Here is a 19,720-nt window from a genome sequence, read left to right on the forward strand (position 1 = left end):
ATATGAAAAAAAGAGGACGTAAACCAAAAGTTAAAAATTTAGATGAACAAATTGAAACTACCCATAAAAAAAGAGTAAGAAAAGCAAAAATCCAAGAAGAACCACAAATTATCAACTTAGAAGATAAAGTTTTTTATCAAATCTTCCCTCGTTCTTTTTTGGATGGAAATAATGATGGTGATGGTGATTTACGAGGAATTATCAAACGTTTAGATTATCTTAAAACGTTAGGAATCAATGGAATTTGGCTTTGTCCAACTTATAAAACCAAATTCGTTGATGCCGGATATGATGTTTTAGACTATAAATCAGTTTGAGAACAATTTGGAACTTTAGAAGATTTTAAAGAACTTACTGAAGAAGCCAACCTCAGAGGAATTGATATTATCATGGACATTGTTTTAAACCATGTTTCTAACGAACATGAATGGTTTAAAAAAGCTTTAGCTTCACCTTCAAATAAAGAACATAATTACTTTATTTGAAGAGATAAATTAACAGATGAAGAAGCTAAAGCTCAAAGTATTTTTGGAGGTTCAGCTTGAGAATTTGTTCCAAGTTTAAATAAATATTATTTCCACTTATTCTCAAAAGAACAAGTGGACTTAAATTGAGCTCATCCTGATACAATTAAAGCTATGGTAGATGTAATTAACTTTTGATATGATTTAGGAGTTAAAGGATTTAGATTAGATGCTATTAAACACGTTGCTAAAACTTTTGACCAAATAGATGCTAATCCATACTTTGCTTGAAATCAAGGAGCTGTTGAATACTTAAAAGAATTTAATGAACTAGCATTTAAAGATAAACCAGATGCTTATACCTTAGGAGAAGCATCTGGTATTAGTGCTGATGAATTATTAAAATATGGTTCAGGTGAAAACAAAGTATCAGATAACTACTTTAACTTTGCTTGGTGATGAATAGGATGAGGTAAAGAAACTGGAAGAAACGGATATGATCCAAACTGAGACTACCGTGAATTTGCTTGGCAACAAGCTCCATTCCAAGAAAATGAAGCTATTAAACCTCATATGTTTACTAACTTTTTATCAAACCACGATACTTCACGTAGCCTTTCACGTTGAGGTGATGAAGGTTTATTTAGAAGCGAGGCAGCTAAAACTCATGCTTTAATGCTTTTAACTCTAAAAGGTATTCCATGCATTTACTATGGTGAAGAAATTGGTATGCTTAACACCCATTTTAACGATCGCTCTGAATTTAGAGATGTTGATATTAAAAATGGATTTAGAGATTTAGTAGACGAAAACAAAATATATTCAGAACAAGAGTTCTTTAAATATTTAAACATTAATTCTCGCGATGCAGGAAGAGGATTAATGCAATGATCAAAAGGTAGAAATGGTGGCTTTAGTTTAACTAAACATCTTTGATTTAAAAAAGGTAGAATGAATGAGCAAATTAATGTTTTTGCAGCTATTAAAGATCAAAACAGTATCTTTCACTTCTATCGTCAACTAATTGAACTAAGAAAAAAAGATTACCATAATTTATTAGTTTATGGTACATCTAAGTTCTATGTTGACCAAAATGGTGTTTTAGTAATCCAAAGAACTTACAATAATGAAAAACTTTTAGTTTATTTAAACCCTAGTAAACATGAGCTAAAATTAGAAGCTCAAGATGGAAAACTTATTCTATCAACTTACCTTGATAAAAAGGTACCAACAAATAAACTAAGACCTTTTGAATCAATTTTACTTAAAGTGAACTAAGAAGGAGTAATATGAATTTTTTAAAATACGATATTAATAAAAAAACTATTTCTCAAATTAAATTTGATAAAAGTGTAGTAGCTAAAACCGAAAGCATCTTTGCTTTAGGTAATGGTCATATTGGAATTAGGAGTGCTGATGAAGAAAAAACAGCCTATAACAAAGAAAATTTCTTTGTGAACGGTATCTTTAACAAAGACACCAGAGAAGAAGTTAGTGAATTAGCTAACTTAGCTGATTTAATGACTACTCCTATTTACTTTAATAACGAACAATTTGAAGTTTGTCCAGCTGATGATTACAACAAAACTTTATTTATTAAAGATGGAATCTTGCAAAGAACTGTAGTAGCCCAAAGAGATGCAGGTAAGTTTGAATTAACCTTTGAAAGATTTGTTTCACGTGATTATGCAAATATTTATGCCCAAAAAATTCAAATTAAAGTTTTAGAAATTTATAATAACAAAAATAAAGTTTCTGTTTTGGTTAAACCAGGAATTAACGGGCAAGTAACTAACTCAGGAACTCAACACTTTGGGGAAGGTAAAAAAACTCGCCCAACAAAAGAATCATTACAAATGACTCAAACCACTACAATTTCAAAGCGTCTTATAGTACATAATTTAATTACTAAAGCATTTTTAAATGGTAAATTCATCCCTGGAGGAGGCGATGATTATATTGTGGAAATGAAGCGCCGCTACATTGGATTTAAAATCAATGTGCAACTTAAAGTTGGCGATATTTTAACTTTAGAAAAAATTATGTCAGTTCATACACCTGTTGATGCTAAAAAATTACTTCGCCATGACACCATCCAAGAATTGGCAAATGATAAACATAGTTATTTATTACGTACTAACTATGCAGACTTAAAAACAGCTTCAATTGCTAAAATGCATTCAAATGTATGAAATCAATTTAGTGTGGAAATTCAAGGTGATGAATCAGCTAAATATGATGCATTAGCACTTGATTTTGGTATATTCCATCTTAATGGTTTTGTGCCAAGACATTCAACTAATATGAATGTCGGGGCCAAAGGACTTTCAGGAGAAGGATACCAAGGCCACACTTTCTGAGATACTGAATTCTTTATTAATCCAATTTATTTATTTAACCAACCTAAAGTGGTTCGTAACTTATTAACTTACCGTTACAAAGGTATTGAAGGAGCTAGAGCTAAAGCTAAAGAAATAAAACAACGCCCTGAAGAAAGCAACTTAGAAGGAGCTCAATACCCATGAGAAATGGCATGACCTACCGAAGGAGAAGTTTGTCCATATTGAGGTCAAGCTGACGTTGTGACTGGTGAGCAAGTTCCAATAGCTTCACGCCGGCAAGAAATCCACGTTTCAGCTGATGTAGCTTATGCAGTTGATCAATATTTCCACGTAACTAAAGATTATAAATTCATGGAAACTATGGGATATGAAATGATTATTGATACTGCCATCTACTATGCAAATCGTGCTGAATTGCAAGAAGATGGCAGTTACGAAATAAAAGATGTTATGGGTCCTAATGAATATAAAGGAAATGTTGATAATAATGCATATATTAACATGTTTGCTAAATATAATATTGATTTAGCTTTAAAATATATTGAATACTTAAAAGCTAATAAAACAAAAGTATGAAACTCAATTGATGCAAAGATTCCTTATGAAATTAATTGTGCCAAACTTAAAGCAGTTTCAAGCAAACTAAAACAACAAGTACCTAATGAAGATTTAATCATTGCTGAAAATGATACTTTCTTACAATTACCAAAAGTTGATGTTTTACCTTTTCAAATGCTTGGTGATGCAGGTAAAAAATTATTTAGCACTAAAGAAGGGCATATTAGACTTTCTTCTCAACTTGTAAAACAAGCTGACGTAGTTTTATTGCTAAATATCTTACCTCACTTATATTCAAAAGAAGTCCGTAAGGCTAACTTTGATTATTATGAACCTATTACTACTCATGATTCATCTCTTTCACCAGCTACTTATGCAATTGAAGCTGCAAGGTTAAAAAATATTGATAAAGCTTATTCAATCTTTAAATATGGAATTAATATTGATTTAGGTCCAGCTATGCATACTTCAAATGCCGGAATTCATGCTGGGTCACTTGCTGCTATTTACCAAATGATTGTTTTTGGTTTTGGAGGCCTTGATTGACATAATGGTAAATTGCACATTGATCCAATCTTACCTAAAAATTGAACAAGTTTAAAATACAAATTTAAATACCAAGGTTCTTATTTTGAAACTAAAATTAACCAAGAAACTTTTAGTATTGAACTTCTTTCAGATGATTTTAAAGGGAAATTATTTATTAATGCTGCTGGTAAAACAATTTGTTATGATAAATTAGACTTTGTGAAAAAAGATAATAAGATCTTAGAATTCGTGGTAAATCGTGGTTAAGGGTTTTATTTTTGACCTTGATGGTGTAATTACTGATACAGCTATTTTACACTTTGAATCATGAAAACACAAAGTTAAAGATTTAGGTATTGATTATACTGAGGCAGATAATGAACAACTAAGAGGAATTCCACGCCTTGAAACTTTAAAAGAAATAATTAAACTAAAAAAACCTGAGTTACAATTGACTCAACAACAACTTATAACAATTGCAGATGCAAAAAATGAGTATTATAAAAGCTTATTAGAAACACAAATTACTCAAACTTCAATTCTTCCAGGAGTCTTAGAATTTTTAAACAAAGCAAAAGCTAATGGTATTAAATTAGCAATTGCTTCAAGCAGTTATAATGGACCAACTATCTTAAAAAAACTAGGTATTTATGACTATTTTGATTTTATCGTTAATCCTGGTGATGTTAAACATGGCAAACCTGCTCCAGATATTTTCTTACAAGCAGCTAAAGGAATCAATTTAGATCCAAGTCAATGTCTTGGTTTTGAAGATGCGCCAGCAGGATTACAAGCTATTAAAGATGCAAAAATGCATTCAGTAGTAATTACCCATAATTCTAAAGAAGATTTTAGTGGCGCAGACTTAATCTTGACTTACACAAATGAATTAGATTTTGATAATCTTATTTCATTCTTTGATCAAAAAACTAAGCTTTAAGCTTAGTTTTTTTATTTGAATAATTTCTTGTATTCTGAGTAGCCTTCTTTATCTAAATCTTCAAAAGCTATAAATCTTAAAGACCCAGAATTAATGCAATATCTTAAACCCCCTTTATCTCTTGGGCCATCATTAAAAACATGTCCTAAATGTGAATTGGCAATAGTGCTTTTAACTTCAGTTCTGACCATATTATGTGATAAGTCCTTAAATTCAGAAATTACAGAATCATTAATTGGTTTACTAAATGCAGGTCAACCACATCCTGAATCAAATTTATCACTTGAGATAAAGAGCGCAGTGCCATCAACAATGTCAACATAAATTCCTTTTTCAAAATGTTTATCATATTCATTTTCAAAAGGTTTTTCAGTGTATCCTTCTTGGGTTATTTTATATTGTAAGTCAGTTAAATGACTTAAGTCTTTTCTTTTTTTCATAAATTTATTATAACAAAATAAATTTAAAGCATTAAATTACAATAATATAATAAAATATATGTATGGGATTTTTTAAAAATTTAATTAATAAAGTTTTCAAAAAAGAAAACAAAGATGTCGATACACTCAAAGAAGAATTAAAACAAGAACACCAAAAAGAAGTTTTAAATAGCAAGAAATTCAAAAAATATGAATTAGGTCTTGAAAGTAGTTCAAGCTTTGGTAAAAAACTCTTAGAAATTCAAAATAAATATAATCATATTGATGAAGAGTTTTTTGAAGAGTTAGAAGAACTTTTAATCATGTCAGATATTAATCTGAAATTAGTTGATGTTATTATTGAAAAAATTAAATTGGAAGTAAAAACTAATAATTTAGATGATCCTAAACTAATTGGTGAATTAATAGCTGATCAATTATTTGTTATTTATACTGGTAATACTATCACTAACACTAATTTAAATTTTCAAGACGGTAGGTTGAATGTTTTTATCTTTGTTGGAGTTAATGGTTCAGGCAAAACTACTTCAATTGCCAAAATGGCACATAAATATATCAAACAAGGTAAAAAAGTTTTAATTGCTGCTGCTGATACCTTCCGTGCGGGCGCTGTTAACCAACTTAGTATTTGAGCAACTAGAGTAGGAGCACAAATCATTAAACCACAAAAAGAAGCAGCTGACCCTTCTTCGGTAGTTTTTGAAGCTTTAGAAAAAGCTACTGAAGAAAACTATGATCTTTTAATTATAGATACAGCTGGAAGATTACAAAACAAAGTTAACTTAATGAATGAGCTTTCTAAAATGGTTGGAATTATCCAAAGATTTATTCCAGATGCACCACATGAATCATTACTTGTTTTAGATGCAACTACTGGCCAAAATGGTCTATCTCAAGCTAAGAGTTTTAAAGAAATTGCTAATTTAACGGGTGTTATTTTAACTAAACTTGATGGAACTTCTAAAGGTGGAATTGTCCTTTCAATTAAAGATGAGTATAACTTAGATGTTAAATACATTGGTCTTGGAGAACAAGTTGATGATTTCCAAGAATTTGACTTAGATCTTTTTATTTACCAACTCACTAAGGATTTAATTAATGCAACATAAAGATCTTGATAAAATACAAGAATATACTGTTTTATATGAACAATATAAAAATTTACTAACTCAAACTCAAAGACAAGTCTTCGAACTATATTATTATCAAGATCTTTCATATAGCGAAATAGCAAAGATCATGGCAACAAGCCGCTCTGCTGCTTATGATGCGGTTAAAAAAGCTTTAGCTAAACTTAGTAAATTAAATCAAGAAATTTATAAAAATAAATACAACAAATAATTTTAATAATGAAAAAATGGCAAATAAATTTGTCGTTTTTAGTTATCATTTACATATTTTTAAAACATTGTTATAATATTAAATAATTTATTAAGGAAGGAATATGAATAAAATAGAAAAGCTTATTAATGAGTTATGTCCTGGTGGGGTAAAAGAAGTAAAGTTATCAGATATCGGAGTTTGCTCAAAAGGAAAGCAATTAAATAAAGATAAACTTCATAAAGAAGGATATCCAGTTATTAATGGCGGAATAAACCCTTCTGGATATTGAAATGAATATAATTTTGATAAAAACAAAATTACAATTTCACAAGGAGGTGCATCTGCAGGGTATGTTAATTGACAAACAACTAAGTTTTGAGCTGGTGCTCATTGCTACGTAATAACAGATGTTAATCAAGCAGTAAATTACAAATATTTATTTTATATTATTAAAAACAAACAAGATGAATTAATGAAATTTAATAAATATGCAGCAGCAATTCCTGGCATAAAAATTGATACCATCATAAATCTAACTATCCCACTCCCGCCCCGCGCGATTCAAGACGAAATTGTCAAAATTCTTGACAATTTCACAGAGCTTACAACAGAGCTTACAACAGAGCTTACAACAGAGCTTAAGGACAGAATTAAGCAATATGAGTATTATAGGGATAAACTTTTATCTTTTGATGATTCAAAAGTTAAGGTTGAGTATAAACCACTAAAAGAATTATGTTCAATAACAACTGGTAAATTGAATGCTAAAGATGCAGTTGATGCAGGAATATATCCATTTTTTACTTGTCATGCAAAACCATATTCTATTAATGAATATGCTTTTGATACTGAGGCCATCTTGCTTTCTGGTAATGGTAATATAGGACATACAAATTATTATAATGGTAAATTTAATGCATATCAAAGGACTTATGTTTTACATAATTTTATTGAAGTAAATCCTAAATTTTTATTGCATTACATAAATAATTCCTTTAAGGATTATATTAGCCAAAAATCACTAAATGGAGTAATATCATATATTACACTTCCAATTTTACAAGAATTCAGTGTACCCATCCCGCCCCTTCCAGTACAAGACAGAATTGCGAAAGTTTTAGACAATTTTGAAAAGATATGTAAAGATCTCAAAATTGGCCTGCCTTCTGAAATACAATTAAGACAAAAACAATATGAATATTATCGCAATCTCTTATTATCATTTAATATAGATGATATTAAGAGAGAGAGAGAGAGACGATAATTCTGGATTAAGTAAATTACTTGAATATGTCTTTGGTTTAGATTTAATGAGTTATGGGTATAAAATTAACTTTGATAAACTTAGCAATGTTGCTAAGTGTGTCAAAGGTAAGCAACTTAATAAAAATAAATTACTGCCAGAAGGTTATCCAGTATACAATGGAGGAGTAACCCCAACTGGTTATTGAAATGAATATAATTTTCATGAAAATAAAATTACTATTGCTCAAGGTGGATCAGCTGGCTTTGTAACTTGACAAAATACCAAGTTTTGAGCCAGCGCTCATTTATATGTTATAAGTGAATGTAATGATATTCTTAATTACAAATATTTATACTATGTAATTAAGAATAATCAAGAATATTTAATGGAGCAAAAACATGGTACAACAATCCCTGCATTATCCATGGATGTTGTTAATAACCTAATTATCCCTATCCCACCTCTATCACTCCAAAACCAAATAGTTGCGATCTTAGACAATTTTTCAACCTACACAAACAACCTAACTCAAGGTTTGCCAGCTGAAATAACCCTTCGGCAAAAACAATATGAATATTATCGAAACAAACTTTTAAGTTTTAATAAGGTAAGTTAAAATAAACATCCATAATTTTATAGTTAACTCCCTAAGTTTTACCAACTAATTAAATCCAACTTATGGGGTTCACTATATAACATTAAATTCAATTTTAATAATAGCTATCGATTCTTTTTATTCCATTTAAATATTAAATTAGGAGGAAATGCATCAGTTGGTGCAGACGATTTGTTTAAAACTTATTTTTAATTATTGATAAAATAAACATCAAAAATATAAACAATTTAAACATTAGTTTTGAATACGAATAATATATTATAATATTAAAAAACAACCGATGGGGCAAACGGAAACAATATTCAGATAATTTTGAATATTGTTTTTCTTTACTTTTTTCAATCTTACAATTTGGCTAAAACAAAAGTAATGCTTTGGTAAGGTAAAGACGCCTAAAAAAAATCACAGTTTAATCATATTTATAGCTAAAAATATTAAAACATTTTTTGTTTAAATCCTGTTATGTTATAATATTTTTAATATTATGGGGGTATTAAATGAAAAATATTAAAACATTTTTAAAACGTTCAAATTTAACCGTTGCTTTTAAGTTTTTTAAGTACAACCACTTTCACAAAAATCAAACGAACTAAAAACTGAGCAAATCAATTACGAAGTTAATAGATTTGATGTTTTTGGTTCGTTTTCTGTTGATTTTGTAGAATCAATGAAAACAGGTTTAGAAAACAAGTTAGGAAAAGTTGTCCAAGTTAAATTTGAAGAATAATATATTGGCGTAGTATCAATTGCCCATGAAAAAGTATTAATAATAAACAATTATTAGATTTAATTGATGAATTCTTCAAAGATAATCAAGAAGAATATAGAAAAATTTATAATTTTAATACAGGTATTTACTTTGACGGTTTTATGAAAGGTAATCGTCAAAAGGTAAACACAACAGAAAAAAGCCTAAATGATAATAGATATAAATATACTGATTTTGAGAATCAATGGGATAACGATAGATTATTTTCATTTGTTGGATTAAATAAAGAAGCGAGAACTAAACATTTTAATAGTTTCATTGATAGTAAACTAAATATTGGTGTTTTAGAAGGAGGAGTCGCTGAAACTCATTCAAAAGCATTTGATTAAAATAGAAAACATGGGAATGGCATATGATGAAGAGATATGTGACTTTATACAGAAAAATCTTCAAGGCACGCAACCCAAGTTTCGGAATTAATCGCAGGTAAAAATGGTATTAACCCAACTTTTACTGTTGTTTCAGTACAGACTGATTTAGAATGAAATGGTCTTACTAGTGAAATGAACTACTTATTATGGTATACCAACATAGTTAATAATAGTTGAGGTTTGGGTTTTGATAAGAAGAAGCCAATTCCTGAATGGGTGTTAAGATATAATTGGGCATCAAAATATTTTGATGATTTAATTTTTAATAACCCTGAACTCATTAATGTTATAGCAGCTGGAAATACATACAGCAAGGAGAGTGTATTTTTGAAATTGCTTTATCTAAAAACAGTATCATTGTTGGAGCAACAATCAAATGAAATTGAGAAAAGAAAGCCAGTTTTAGTCAAGTTGGTAATGATTTAAATTATATTTCTGTTGTGGCTCCTGGTGGTTACTATTGATTTACTGATAGAACACAATATTATGATGAGGATGGACATTTAGTTACTGGTGGCTATAGTAATAAGGGTACAAGTTTCTTAGCCCCGGTAATTACAACAATGGCAGGAATATTAAAACAAAAATATAAATCATATTTTGATCAAGGATCTGATTCAATTATCTTTAAATCCGCACTTATAACTGGTTCAAGAAAACCTGCCGGTGTAAATTTAATTTACACTGCATAAACAGGATATGGAATACCTCAGTATAAAAAAATAGAAGAAGCTATGCAATCATTAATTATATTGCCTAAAACTGATAAAAGCAATGATTTATCAAAAAACTCTCGACAGGTATACTTAACTAAAGGCGATAAAATACGTGCTTCATTAGCATTTTTATACAATGGTTCGAATGACAAAACTGATATTGATTTTAGAATTAAAGATTCAAATGGTAATATTATTGCTTCTTCTAATTCTTCGAATAAAAACGTTGAAGTTGTCAAATTTAATGTTCCTACTTCAGGATTATACACATTTGAAGCGTATAGGTATTCTACAAATAAAAACCCTGTGGAAGTAGCTATTACATATGTAAAGGAAGAAAATAATTAATAATGAATTTAAAAATGAGAAAAGGCGCTAAATATACATTTATATTTTTTGCATCCGCTTTAGTAATAGTACCAACTAGTTTGTATATTTCATACAGAGTTCAACACCAAGAATGAGTTTACCAAAGTAATATAGGTAAAAATAGTTATTGAAATAATGATCATAGTATTTATACAATAGAAGGCACATATCCATGAACCTTTGATAAAGATAATGATAGAATTCCAAGCAACAAACAAAAGAATAACTCTTACCCTTGGGAATATGGTAATAATCAAAAACGTCTTGATGAATCTATAGATAAAAATATTGATAATTGAGTTTATGATAAAGAAAATATTCAAAACACTACTTACCTTTTCAAAAATAAAAAAGATTTCATTAATTTATTTTTGAAAGTTAATCCAAATAAATATATAGATGAAAATAGTGTAATTAAAGAATACAAAAAATTATTAGATAACATTGATTTTAACCAAAAAGATCTAATTCTCCTAAATAATTATGTTAATATATTTATGCCTTATAATGGGGATAGGCGAAAACTGGGTTGAGACATTAAAGAGTATAGTTATGATGATAGTAATAAAACACTAAAATTAAAATGATATGAAAATTATGAGCAAAAAAAATATTGGTGGAAATCAAACTGCAAGTGAGGTTGTGCAGTTGATAAAGCATTAGGCTCAAATTACTGGTACAGAAGTTTCTTTATAATAGTGGATAAAACAAGTTTAAATAATTATAAAGATTTAAAAATAAATATGGAATATGAATGGATTAAATAATCCATTCATATTTTTACATGCGAATGTCCCAGTTAATCTTTAGTTATTTTTAATTTAATTTTTTTAAATTTGTCATAAGAATCTTTGAGTACATAAAAAGAACATTCAGAAAAAATATAGTGAACCCCCTAAGTTTTACCAACTAATTTAGTCCAACTTATGGGGTTCACTATAAATTTGGATGTTTGTTTCCTTCATTTAAAAATTATTTTTCATCACCGTCTTCCAAAACGTGTGCTACAGCAACTAGTAAATCGCCTGCAAAATAGTTAAGGGGAATATGATTTGTAGTAGTATATCTATATTTACCACCTTTTTCAGCTTTATACTCCAAAACTTCTTAGCTTGTTTACACAGAACGTGCTGTTTTAACAATTGTTCATGAACCATCTTCTTGTTGAAAATCTAAATTTAGATCATATTCCCAAAGAAATTTTCGTCAAATTGATTATCAATTGTCGGAAGTTTTTGTGTTGGGTAAAATTTCTTCTTCTTAGTAGATTTTTTACAACCTACTTTTTCCCATTTTATCTCTTATAAGGATGATTGTATAGAAATTTTACACATATATTTTAAAAACAGAACCAAATTGGTTCTGTTTCTTATTATTTAATTTGTTAAAATTTATTTTTTGGTAAGTAAATGTGCCCATCAATGCTTGTGACATTTGAAACAGAAATAAAGGCTTCTTCATCAATTCGTCTTACATCTTTAATGACACGTTCAACTTGTCTAAATAAAGTAATTGTAGTAATAACATTTAAATTTTCTTTAGTATAACCACCATTAGCATGAAATTCTGTAATTCCAGTAACAATTTTTCTTTCATTCGTTAATAAAGCAGTTATTTCATCTGACTTAGTCAATGAGAAAATTTCAACACGTACAAGCTTGAATTTAGGATAAAGTTTATTTAAAGAAATAATGTAAACTACGTTAGTTAAAACAGTAGCTAAAAAGTTTGGTGATAAATACAATTCAAAGCTTCAAGCTTTGTTAGTTATTTCTAATAAGTCTTTATTACCAACATTTTGACTTGTGATATTTTTTCCTGCTTCTTGTAATAATAATGATCCAGGAAGTCAAGAACCCACTAAAACACCAATTAGAACAATAATAATATTCATATAACCTGAAATTGAGCCAAATGATTTTTGCTTAGCATTGGCATATCATTCTCCAATAACCCCAGTTACTCCTGCAGTTCCACCAATAATTTGAATAATAGCAAAAATTCAAGCTAATAAATATCCATATATAATTGCATATGCAAATAATGCAATTATATTACCTCCATCACTTCATAATAATGGTATAATACTACTTAATTTTTGCTTAAAGTCAGGTAATACTTCTTTAACTTTAGGATTTGAAAATTCTCCAATAATATAAACACTGTTTGCTCCAGGTATAAGTCCAATTGAAAATGATACAATTGAAGAAACAACTAAGAATAAAACGGTTAAATTACTAAACATCCTTCCAATCTTTTTATATCCAAAGATAAAGATTGGAATACTTAATATAATGTAAGCAATTCAGAAGATAAATTGCTCTACTAAATTTCGAACTGTTTCAGAAACTTGTCCTTCTTTAAATAAAACAACCACAAGCCTTGCCAAGGCTTGTCCAAAAGCTGCAAGACCAAAGTTATAAATTCCAACATTTTTAACAAAGAATACACTAATAACTCCAAAGAAAATAGCAGTAGCCACTGTTATAGTTACTAGTTTTCAAACTGGCATGTGAGAATATAGTTTAGAAAGTTTTAAACCAAAATTTGACATTTTAGTTCGTTTGTAAACTGTATTCTTTTTGATTAATCTATGATTATCAATTCCTTCTCCAATAACTGCATTTTCAATTTCTGTTGATTTTTTAGATTTAAAGGAATGATGTTTTTGACCGTAATCTTGGTTATCTGATAAGTTATGTTTGGTATTTTTATTTTTCATGCTCCTCCTTTGAGAATAAAAAAAAGAAGATACATATATAACTTAGAAAAAGTTGTTATGTACTATATATAATATTATAATATTTTTTTATTAAAATTACTAAAAAAATATAAAATAAAAATTTTAAAAAATTGTTTGCTTTTTAAAAAATATGTTATAATATTAGGGCAATTAAGGAATTGCCTAATTGCCCAGGTGGCGGAATGGTAGACGCAAGGGACTTAAAATCCCTCGGTCGCAAGACCGTGCTGGTTCAAGTCCAGTCCTGGGCACCAAATGATGTGCGTCCTTAGCTCAGCAGGTAGAGCAAATGGCTTTTAACCATTGGGTCAGAGGTTCGAATCCTCTAGGACGTACCATTTCAAAAATGACCAAAAAAGATCTAAAAATAGGTCTTTTTTTTATTATATTTTTTAACTTATTTAAATAAATTAAAAAAATATTCGGCTAACCGAATATTTTGATTTCTAGTTTTTAAAACTATTGTTTTTTAGGTTTTTCAAATTTATAGTTACTAATTTGTGCATATACCATTTCATCATTTAAATATTCCAAATATTTTTGATTATTTTTTAAGGTTCAAAGTAATAGTGGCATGCCAATTTTTTTGTAACGTTTTTTATCTTTATCGTATAAAACTGTTCAAGGATGAAGATATTGACAAACTTCTTTAATTTCTTTTAACTCAATTTTCTTAAATTGAGTTTCCGTTCAAAATAAAAAGCCAAGTAAGTATCTTTCACTTAATTTTCTCATGTTACGTAAGGTTTGAAAATTAAATGATGAGAAAATAATTTTTTCAAAGAATTTATCACCATATCTAGCAGCTAATTGATGAATTCTTTCCTCAATTCCTGGATATGGTTTTTGGTCAGTTTTAACTTCAATGTTAATTAAACGATATAAATTTAAATATTTATCTAAAAATTCTTCTAAAGTTAAAATAGTTTGTTTTCTAGTTTTATATTTGAAAAATGAACTATGGTCATCATCACGAAGTTCCTCTAAAGTACTAAATTCAATTTCTTTGTCGCTAAATGCAGTACGTTTAGTAGTTTCATCGTGAATAATAACTAACTCATTATCTTTAGTTAAATGCACATCGATTTCAACACCATCAAATTCATATTGATAAGCCATTTCAAAGCTTAAATCAGTATTTTCTGGTGATATAGCTGAATAACCACGGTGGGCTAAAATAAGTTGTTTCTTAGGCATTTTCTAATGTTCTCCATCTGTGGTTAGTTTTACCTAATCTTTTAAGCTCTTTGACGTTTGAAATATAAACAGCTAATCCGGCTAAAACTCCAAGTAAAGCAATTGATAAACAAATTACTAAAATAATTTGGTATCCAACAACTGAAGTGTTAGTTGCTCCTTTTGCTGTGTAAGCCTTTCCAACAGCACCAGTTACTTCGTATAATCATGCATCAGTTGAAAAACCAATAAATGATAAGACTCCAACACTTGAAGCATATGAATTTTTCTCAATTTCAATTTCTCCAATTTGAGCATATCTTAAAGTAACCATTGCTCATGATAAAATACCTGCAAAAATAAATAAAGTAGATGTTAAAACAATAATGAATAAATCAGTTGATGTTTTGGTATATGTTGCAGCAGTTAAACCATTAAGGTCTGGAGCTGCATATCCAGTAAGAATAATTGCACCAACAACGATAATTCCAATTCCTGTTGCAATTAATAAGAATAAGATATATGATCTAAATTTATCAGCTCAACGACCGATAAAACTTGATACAAGACTTCTAAGTCCGTAAGTTCTAATCCCTCCAAGCACGGCAACTAAAATGGCTGGTGCTAAGAAGGCATTGTTCATAAGTTGTACTAAGTAGTAAGCAAAGACACTTTGGAAGGTGTACATTCCCATTAAAAAGACTGATAAAGCCCAAAGTTTTCAGTTTTTCATCGCTTTGAAAACTTGAAGAATAGTTTTCTTAACTCTTGATCATGACATTTTTTCTTTGTTTTTTTCCATTGGTAATTCAGGAACCATGAATAAAACTAAGAATGATACTAAGATTAAAAATCCAGCAATACAGAATGCGTAAACAGCAAATGGTAGTTGTGCTTGATCTGTACCAACAACTTTAGGAGATCAAACATTTGTAATCAATAATCCTAAAAGGAAAACTAGAAATAATCCAATTATACCATTTGCGGTTCCTTGAATCCCATAAGCTAAACCTTGGTTTTGTTTAGTTGTTTGTTGTGAAACAAGTTTTCAAAGTGGTGTTCAGAAGACTAAGGTTGATGAAACCCCTCATAGTCCTCAAATAGTTGCATATTGTCCAAATAATGCATCTGGAGATTGTGATTTAGCATTTAAAATTGTAATTCCAAATCAAACTGTGATTACACCAGTTGAAAAGACTGCAGATCAAAGTAATCATCTGGAACTGAATTTATTTGCTAAAAACCCGCCAGGTAATTGAGTGAGTAAAGTAACTCAACCAATAATTGCGGTTAATCTTGCTACTTGATCCTCACTTATATTTAAATATGTATGTAAGTTAGGAATAATATTTTTAATATAGTATGGAGCAGCAATAACAAAAACGTCAGCTGCTGCCAAAATAATTAAGGCAATAATTTGTTTATATGTTAAGCCTTGAAGCAAATTTTTGAATTTTTCTAAATAAGCTTTCATTTTTCCTTTCGATTTGAAGTATTTTATTTTAAAAGTTTAATTATTTAGATTAAATTTAAGCAATATTTTTAATTAAACCTTAATTTATCTAATAGTAATTTTTATTATCAAAAAGTGGAATAAAAATCGTAGTACAACTACATTTAAACCATAGCTTTGTTTGATTTTATCTAAAGACCTCCCTAATTTAATTATATCGAAAAAAAGATTAAAGCTGTTTTTTGACCGGCTTAGATATTTTGAAAATGGTAGTTTATAGTTTGTTTTAAAGATAATTTAACAATAGTTAAAAGTTTTTTTATATTAATTTATTTAATTAGAAGAAAATAAAAAACAAGTTTATAAAACTTGTTTAGGTCAATAAATGATATGGTGCGAACGAATGGACTTGAACCATCGACCTCACGATTATCAGTCGTGTGCTCTAACCAGCTGAGCTACGCTCGCATTAGTAAGACTATTATACCATATTTTTGCATAATAGTCAATATTTTATTATTAAAATTAACGTTTTGAAAATTGTCTAGCACGACGAGCAGCACGTAGTCCAGGTTTTTTACGTTCTTTAGCGCGAGCATCTCTTGTAAGCATACCAGCAGCTTTTAAAGTAGGACGGTAATCATTACTTGCTTCTAATAAAGCACGAGCAATACCTAATCTAATTGCTCCAGCTTGGCCACTTAATCCACCACCTTGAACTCTAACGAAAACATCGAATTGTCCAACTGTTTCAGTTAACACAAATGGTTGATTAGCATCTTTTAAATAAATATCTGATGTTAAATATTCACGAGCATCTCTATTGTTAACGGTAAATTTTCCTGCACCTTTAACTAATTTAACACGTGCTACAGAAGATTTTCTTCTTCCTAGACCTTTAAATTCTAAAATTGATAACATAATTAATTAACCTCTAATCTTTCTGGTTTTTGTGCTTCATGTTTATGCTCTGGGCCTGGGTAAATAAATAAGTTACGACGTTGTTTATTACCTAGTTTAGTATGAGGAATCATACCGTGAACAGCTTTTTCAATTAAGGCAGCTGGTCTTTTAACTCTTAATTTAGCTGCAACAATACTTTTAAGTCCACCAGGATATCCTGAGTGTGAGTAGTAAACTTTATTTTCTTCTTTTTTACCAGTTAAAACTACTTTAGCTGCATTAATAATAATTACATTGTCACCCATGTCGGCATTTGGAGTAAAAGTAGGTTTGTGCTTACCTCTAAGTACAGAAGCTACAAAAGCAGATAAACGTCCTACTACTTGTCCTTCAGCATCGATAACGTATCATTTCTTGTCTGCTTTTTGTGAATTAACTATTGTTGTTTGTCTCATTTTCCCTCCACGTTAATTTGTAAACATATATTGTATATATACTATATAAATTCTATTATTTTATAAATTGCTAAGTTATTATACCACAACATAACAATATTAAAAATATTTAGTTAATGAAATTCTTATCATTTTGAATAAGAACGTTAACTATTATAATATAAATTTTTAAAAAAACAAAATTATTTTATTTGGTTTTTTCTTTTATTTGTTATAATTTCACTACATGCCGTCATAGCTCAGCAGGTAGAGCACATCCATGGTAAGGATGGGGTCGCTGGTTCAAGTCCAGTTGTCGGCACCATTTTTTGTAATTTTAATGTATTTTAAAATTTTTAAAAAAGAGCAAGATTTTCTATCTTGCTTTCTTTTTTAAGTTTATTTTAAGAAGTTACTAAGTTCAGCAACTAATTGATCATAGTTTCTGTAACCTAATAAACTACCAACTTTTTGACCATCGGCATATAATTCTGTATATGGAATTGAAGCAACATTATGAGCAATTGCAAATTCTTTATTTTCTTCAATATTGACTCTAATAACGTCAATATTGTGTTTTTTTGCAAATTCTTCTAAGGTTCCTTTAAACATTTTACAAGGTCCACATCATAAAGCGTAGAAAACTAAAATTTTCTTTCCTTCTTTAATTGCTTCTTGTGCTTGTTGGCTATTAAATTCGTATAGCATATTTAACTCCTTTGTATTTTAGCTTGGTGATAATCTACCTAATTATATATTAAATTTAAAAAAGTGTAATTATTTATTAAAAAATAAAATAAAAATAAGTTTTTAAATTTAATATGAAATTTATGGCTAAAACTTAAATATTTACAATAAAAATTACTCAATTTTCCAGTTGAGTAATTTTAATTTTAAGAAAAAGTTATTTTTTATTTAATGCTAATTGGATTAAAGTCTTAACCATAACACCTGTAGGACGTCCACCTTGTTCTGCTGTTCCTGCAACATCTAGGTGGATGTATTCAACGCCTTCAGCAAATTCTTTTAAGAACATTGCTGCTGAAGAACTTCCTCCTCCAGCCCCAGTTAAATCAGTGTTTTTTAAATCTGCAACTGGTGAATTTTTAATTTCTTTTGCAAAGGCTTCATCAAGTGGCATTCTTCATACTAGTTCATGTTGCATATCCGCTGCTTCTTTTAATTCATTTCATGCTTGATCGCTGGTTGCTCAAACACCAGTATAAGTGCTTCCTAATGCAACAAGAATTGCTCCAGTTAATGTAGCAACATCGACAATTCTTGTTGCTTTTAAATTTCTAACTGAATACGTAATTCCATCAGCCATTACTAAACGACCTTCTGCATCAGTATTATTAATTTCTACAGTTTTTCCATTCATACTGGTTCAAACTGTATCGGGTAATGAAGCATCACCATTAACTCTATTATCAGTAATGCACATTACTGCCGCAACGTTTGTTTTTGGTTTTAATTGAGCAATTGCTTTCATTGCACTAGCTACAAATACTGAACCTGACATATCAAATTTCATTCCAATCATTGAGCGAGATGGTTTAAGTGAATATCCACCTGAATCAAATGTAATACCTTTACCTACGTAAACTGTTTTATCTGTTGAAGTTTCATCCCCATTATATTCAATTACAACTACTCTTGGTTCATACATACTTCCTCTGTTAACAGAAAGTAAAAGCCCCATACCTAATTCTTCAATTTGTTTTTTATTTAAAACTGAAACTTTTAAATTATCATATTGTTTTAAATCATCTAAAACAATCTCAGCTAATTTTTCTGAATTTAAAATATTAGGCGGTGTAATTTGTAAATTACGAGCAAAGTTTATAGCTTCTGATAAAACTAATGCTTTTTCTAAAACTTCTTGGTATACTTCTTTATCCTTTGTAGAATATAAGCTTACTTTAAATACTTCAGGTTTTTTTGAAGTTTTAGCATTGTAAATATCTGCATGAACATAGTTGTAAGCTTCAATAAATGCGCTAACTACAGATTTGATGCAAACATTCTCAGTTACAAATGAATCTAAATCAATTTGGTAGTCTCTTGCTTGGTTAGCAAAAAAAGTTTTTGCAAAATTAAATACTGAATTATAGTTATAACTTTTTGCACATCCTAAATATGCAAATGATTCATTATCTGCAAAGTAATCTGTTACAAAATTAACTTTTTCAACTAAATTTTTTGGTAATTCATTATTTTTAAAAATTGCTTTTAAAAATAATGACCCATTTTTTGAATTATCTATTGTTTTAAGTGTCATTATAGCCTTTCTATATTGTTAATTCATTATATATTTTACATTAAATAT

General features: G+C 28.9%; 21 protein-coding genes and 4 tRNA genes. 15 read left to right on the forward strand and 10 right to left on the reverse strand.

All coding sequences use genetic code 4. The annotated features are described in order from the left end of the window. Positions 1-2 precede the first annotated feature (2 nt). From EXC44_RS01555 to pgmB, 3 genes are read left to right on the forward strand one after another with little or no spacing between them, the layout of a single operon-like run. Complete coding sequence (locus EXC44_RS01555) at positions 3-1,742, forward strand: alpha-amylase family glycosyl hydrolase (protein WP_129621340.1); 1,740 nt, start codon at positions 3-5, stop codon at positions 1,740-1,742. Between the two features lie 11 nt (positions 1,743-1,753). Beyond that, a complete protein-coding gene (locus EXC44_RS01560; RefSeq protein WP_129621343.1) occupies positions 1,754-4,159 on the forward strand; it encodes a glycosyl hydrolase family 65 protein in 2,406 nt (801 codons plus the stop codon). Continuing rightward, positions 4,152-4,832: a beta-phosphoglucomutase gene (pgmB, locus tag EXC44_RS01565; protein ID WP_129621346.1), complete on the forward strand. Its 681-nt coding sequence runs from the start codon at positions 4,152-4,154 to the stop codon at positions 4,830-4,832. Before EXC44_RS01560 ends, pgmB begins: the two co-directional genes overlap by 8 nt. An 11-nt stretch (positions 4,833-4,843) precedes the next feature. On the opposite strand, the gene msrB is transcribed toward pgmB, so the two are convergent. Beyond that, complete coding sequence (msrB, locus tag EXC44_RS01570) at positions 4,844-5,272, reverse strand: peptide-methionine (R)-S-oxide reductase MsrB (protein ID WP_129621348.1); 429 nt, start codon at positions 5,270-5,272, stop codon at positions 4,844-4,846. A gap of 62 nt (positions 5,273-5,334) precedes the next feature. On the opposite strand from msrB, the gene ftsY reads away from it, so the two are divergent. From ftsY to EXC44_RS01615, 9 genes are all read left to right on the forward strand, one after another. Further along, positions 5,335-6,381, forward strand: a complete 1,047-nt coding sequence (gene ftsY, locus EXC44_RS01575; protein ID WP_129621351.1) for a signal recognition particle-docking protein FtsY — start codon at positions 5,335-5,337, stop codon at positions 6,379-6,381. Next, positions 6,371-6,613, forward strand: a complete 243-nt coding sequence (locus EXC44_RS01580) for a sigma factor-like helix-turn-helix DNA-binding protein (protein ID WP_129621354.1) — start codon at positions 6,371-6,373, stop codon at positions 6,611-6,613. The genes ftsY and EXC44_RS01580 overlap by 11 nt, the downstream gene beginning before the upstream one ends. A 103-nt stretch (positions 6,614-6,716) precedes the next feature. Then, positions 6,717-7,859, forward strand: a complete 1,143-nt coding sequence (locus EXC44_RS03905) for a restriction endonuclease subunit S (protein ID WP_165001838.1) — start codon at positions 6,717-6,719, stop codon at positions 7,857-7,859. After that, positions 7,828-8,457 (forward strand): restriction endonuclease subunit S, encoded by a 630-nt coding sequence (locus tag EXC44_RS01590; RefSeq protein ID WP_197723765.1) that lies wholly within the window; start codon positions 7,828-7,830, stop codon positions 8,455-8,457. Before EXC44_RS03905 ends, EXC44_RS01590 begins: the two co-directional genes overlap by 32 nt. Before the next feature lie 870 nt (positions 8,458-9,327). Then, the gene (locus EXC44_RS01595; RefSeq protein ID WP_129621357.1) at positions 9,328-9,555 is read left to right on the forward strand and encodes a hypothetical protein; all 228 of its coding nucleotides are present in this window, start codon (positions 9,328-9,330) and stop codon (positions 9,553-9,555) included. A gap of 36 nt (positions 9,556-9,591) precedes the next feature. Next, on the forward strand, positions 9,592-10,023 hold the full coding sequence (locus EXC44_RS03990) for a S8/S53 family peptidase (RefSeq protein WP_129621360.1): 432 nt from the start codon (positions 9,592-9,594) through the stop codon (positions 10,021-10,023). After that, positions 9,969-10,289: a S8 family serine peptidase gene (locus EXC44_RS01605; protein ID WP_235666099.1), complete on the forward strand. Its 321-nt coding sequence runs from the start codon at positions 9,969-9,971 to the stop codon at positions 10,287-10,289. Before EXC44_RS03990 ends, EXC44_RS01605 begins: the two co-directional genes overlap by 55 nt. Before the next feature lie 42 nt (positions 10,290-10,331). Then, on the forward strand, positions 10,332-10,661 hold the full coding sequence (locus tag EXC44_RS01610) for a pre-peptidase C-terminal domain-containing protein (RefSeq protein WP_120160476.1): 330 nt from the start codon (positions 10,332-10,334) through the stop codon (positions 10,659-10,661). Between the two features lie 2 nt (positions 10,662-10,663). After that, complete coding sequence (locus EXC44_RS01615; protein ID WP_129621366.1) at positions 10,664-11,449, forward strand: hypothetical protein; 786 nt, start codon at positions 10,664-10,666, stop codon at positions 11,447-11,449. Between the two features lie 205 nt (positions 11,450-11,654). On the opposite strand, the gene EXC44_RS04040 is transcribed toward EXC44_RS01615, so the two are convergent. Both EXC44_RS04040 and EXC44_RS01620 read right to left on the reverse strand, forming a co-directional pair. After that, positions 11,655-11,783 (reverse strand): hypothetical protein, encoded by a 129-nt coding sequence (locus EXC44_RS04040; protein WP_268811779.1) that lies wholly within the window; start codon positions 11,781-11,783, stop codon positions 11,655-11,657. A gap of 283 nt (positions 11,784-12,066) precedes the next feature. Next, entirely contained in the window at positions 12,067-13,404 is a 1,338-nt protein-coding gene (locus EXC44_RS01620; RefSeq protein ID WP_129621369.1) for a DUF2179 domain-containing protein, read from the reverse strand. A gap of 189 nt (positions 13,405-13,593) precedes the next feature. Between EXC44_RS01620 and EXC44_RS01625 the strand changes: the two genes are divergently transcribed. Next, positions 13,594-13,679, forward strand: a tRNA-Leu gene (locus tag EXC44_RS01625). Positions 13,680-13,687: 8 nt separating this feature from the next. Beyond that, positions 13,688-13,763: transfer RNA gene (locus EXC44_RS01630), tRNA-Lys, on the forward strand. A gap of 121 nt (positions 13,764-13,884) precedes the next feature. Here the strand turns inward: EXC44_RS01630 and EXC44_RS01635 are convergent. From EXC44_RS01635 to rplM, 5 genes are all read right to left on the reverse strand, one after another. Continuing rightward, entirely contained in the window at positions 13,885-14,622 is a 738-nt protein-coding gene (locus EXC44_RS01635) for a glycerophosphodiester phosphodiesterase family protein (protein ID WP_129621372.1), read from the reverse strand. Then, positions 14,615-16,075, reverse strand: coding sequence for an MFS transporter (locus EXC44_RS01640; protein WP_129621375.1), 1,461 nt, complete (start codon positions 16,073-16,075; stop codon positions 14,615-14,617). Before EXC44_RS01640 ends, EXC44_RS01635 begins: the two co-directional genes overlap by 8 nt. 370 nt (positions 16,076-16,445) lie before the next feature. Further along, positions 16,446-16,522 (reverse strand) — tRNA-Ile (locus tag EXC44_RS01645). 57 nt (positions 16,523-16,579) lie between these two features. After that, positions 16,580-16,975, reverse strand: a complete 396-nt coding sequence (gene rpsI / locus EXC44_RS01650; RefSeq protein WP_099309157.1) for a 30S ribosomal protein S9 — start codon at positions 16,973-16,975, stop codon at positions 16,580-16,582. A 2-nt stretch (positions 16,976-16,977) separates the two neighbouring features. Further along, on the reverse strand, positions 16,978-17,412 hold the full coding sequence (gene rplM / locus EXC44_RS01655; protein ID WP_099309156.1) for a 50S ribosomal protein L13: 435 nt from the start codon (positions 17,410-17,412) through the stop codon (positions 16,978-16,980). Positions 17,413-17,640: 228 nt separating this feature from the next. Here rplM and EXC44_RS01660 point away from each other — a divergent pair. Then, positions 17,641-17,716 (forward strand) — tRNA-Thr (locus tag EXC44_RS01660). A 74-nt stretch (positions 17,717-17,790) separates the two neighbouring features. On the opposite strand, the gene EXC44_RS01665 is transcribed toward EXC44_RS01660, so the two are convergent. Beyond that, a complete protein-coding gene (locus EXC44_RS01665; RefSeq protein ID WP_120160488.1) occupies positions 17,791-18,099 on the reverse strand; it encodes a thioredoxin family protein in 309 nt (102 codons plus the stop codon). A gap of 196 nt (positions 18,100-18,295) precedes the next feature. Further along, positions 18,296-19,672 (reverse strand): M17 family metallopeptidase, encoded by a 1,377-nt coding sequence (locus tag EXC44_RS01670; protein WP_129621378.1) that lies wholly within the window; start codon positions 19,670-19,672, stop codon positions 18,296-18,298. Between the last annotated feature and the right edge of the window lie 48 nt (positions 19,673-19,720).

The sequence above is a fragment of the Mycoplasmopsis bovirhinis genome, assembly GCF_900660515.1.
Lineage (GTDB): Bacteria > Bacillota_I > Bacilli_A > Mycoplasmatales > Metamycoplasmataceae > Mycoplasmopsis > Mycoplasmopsis bovirhinis.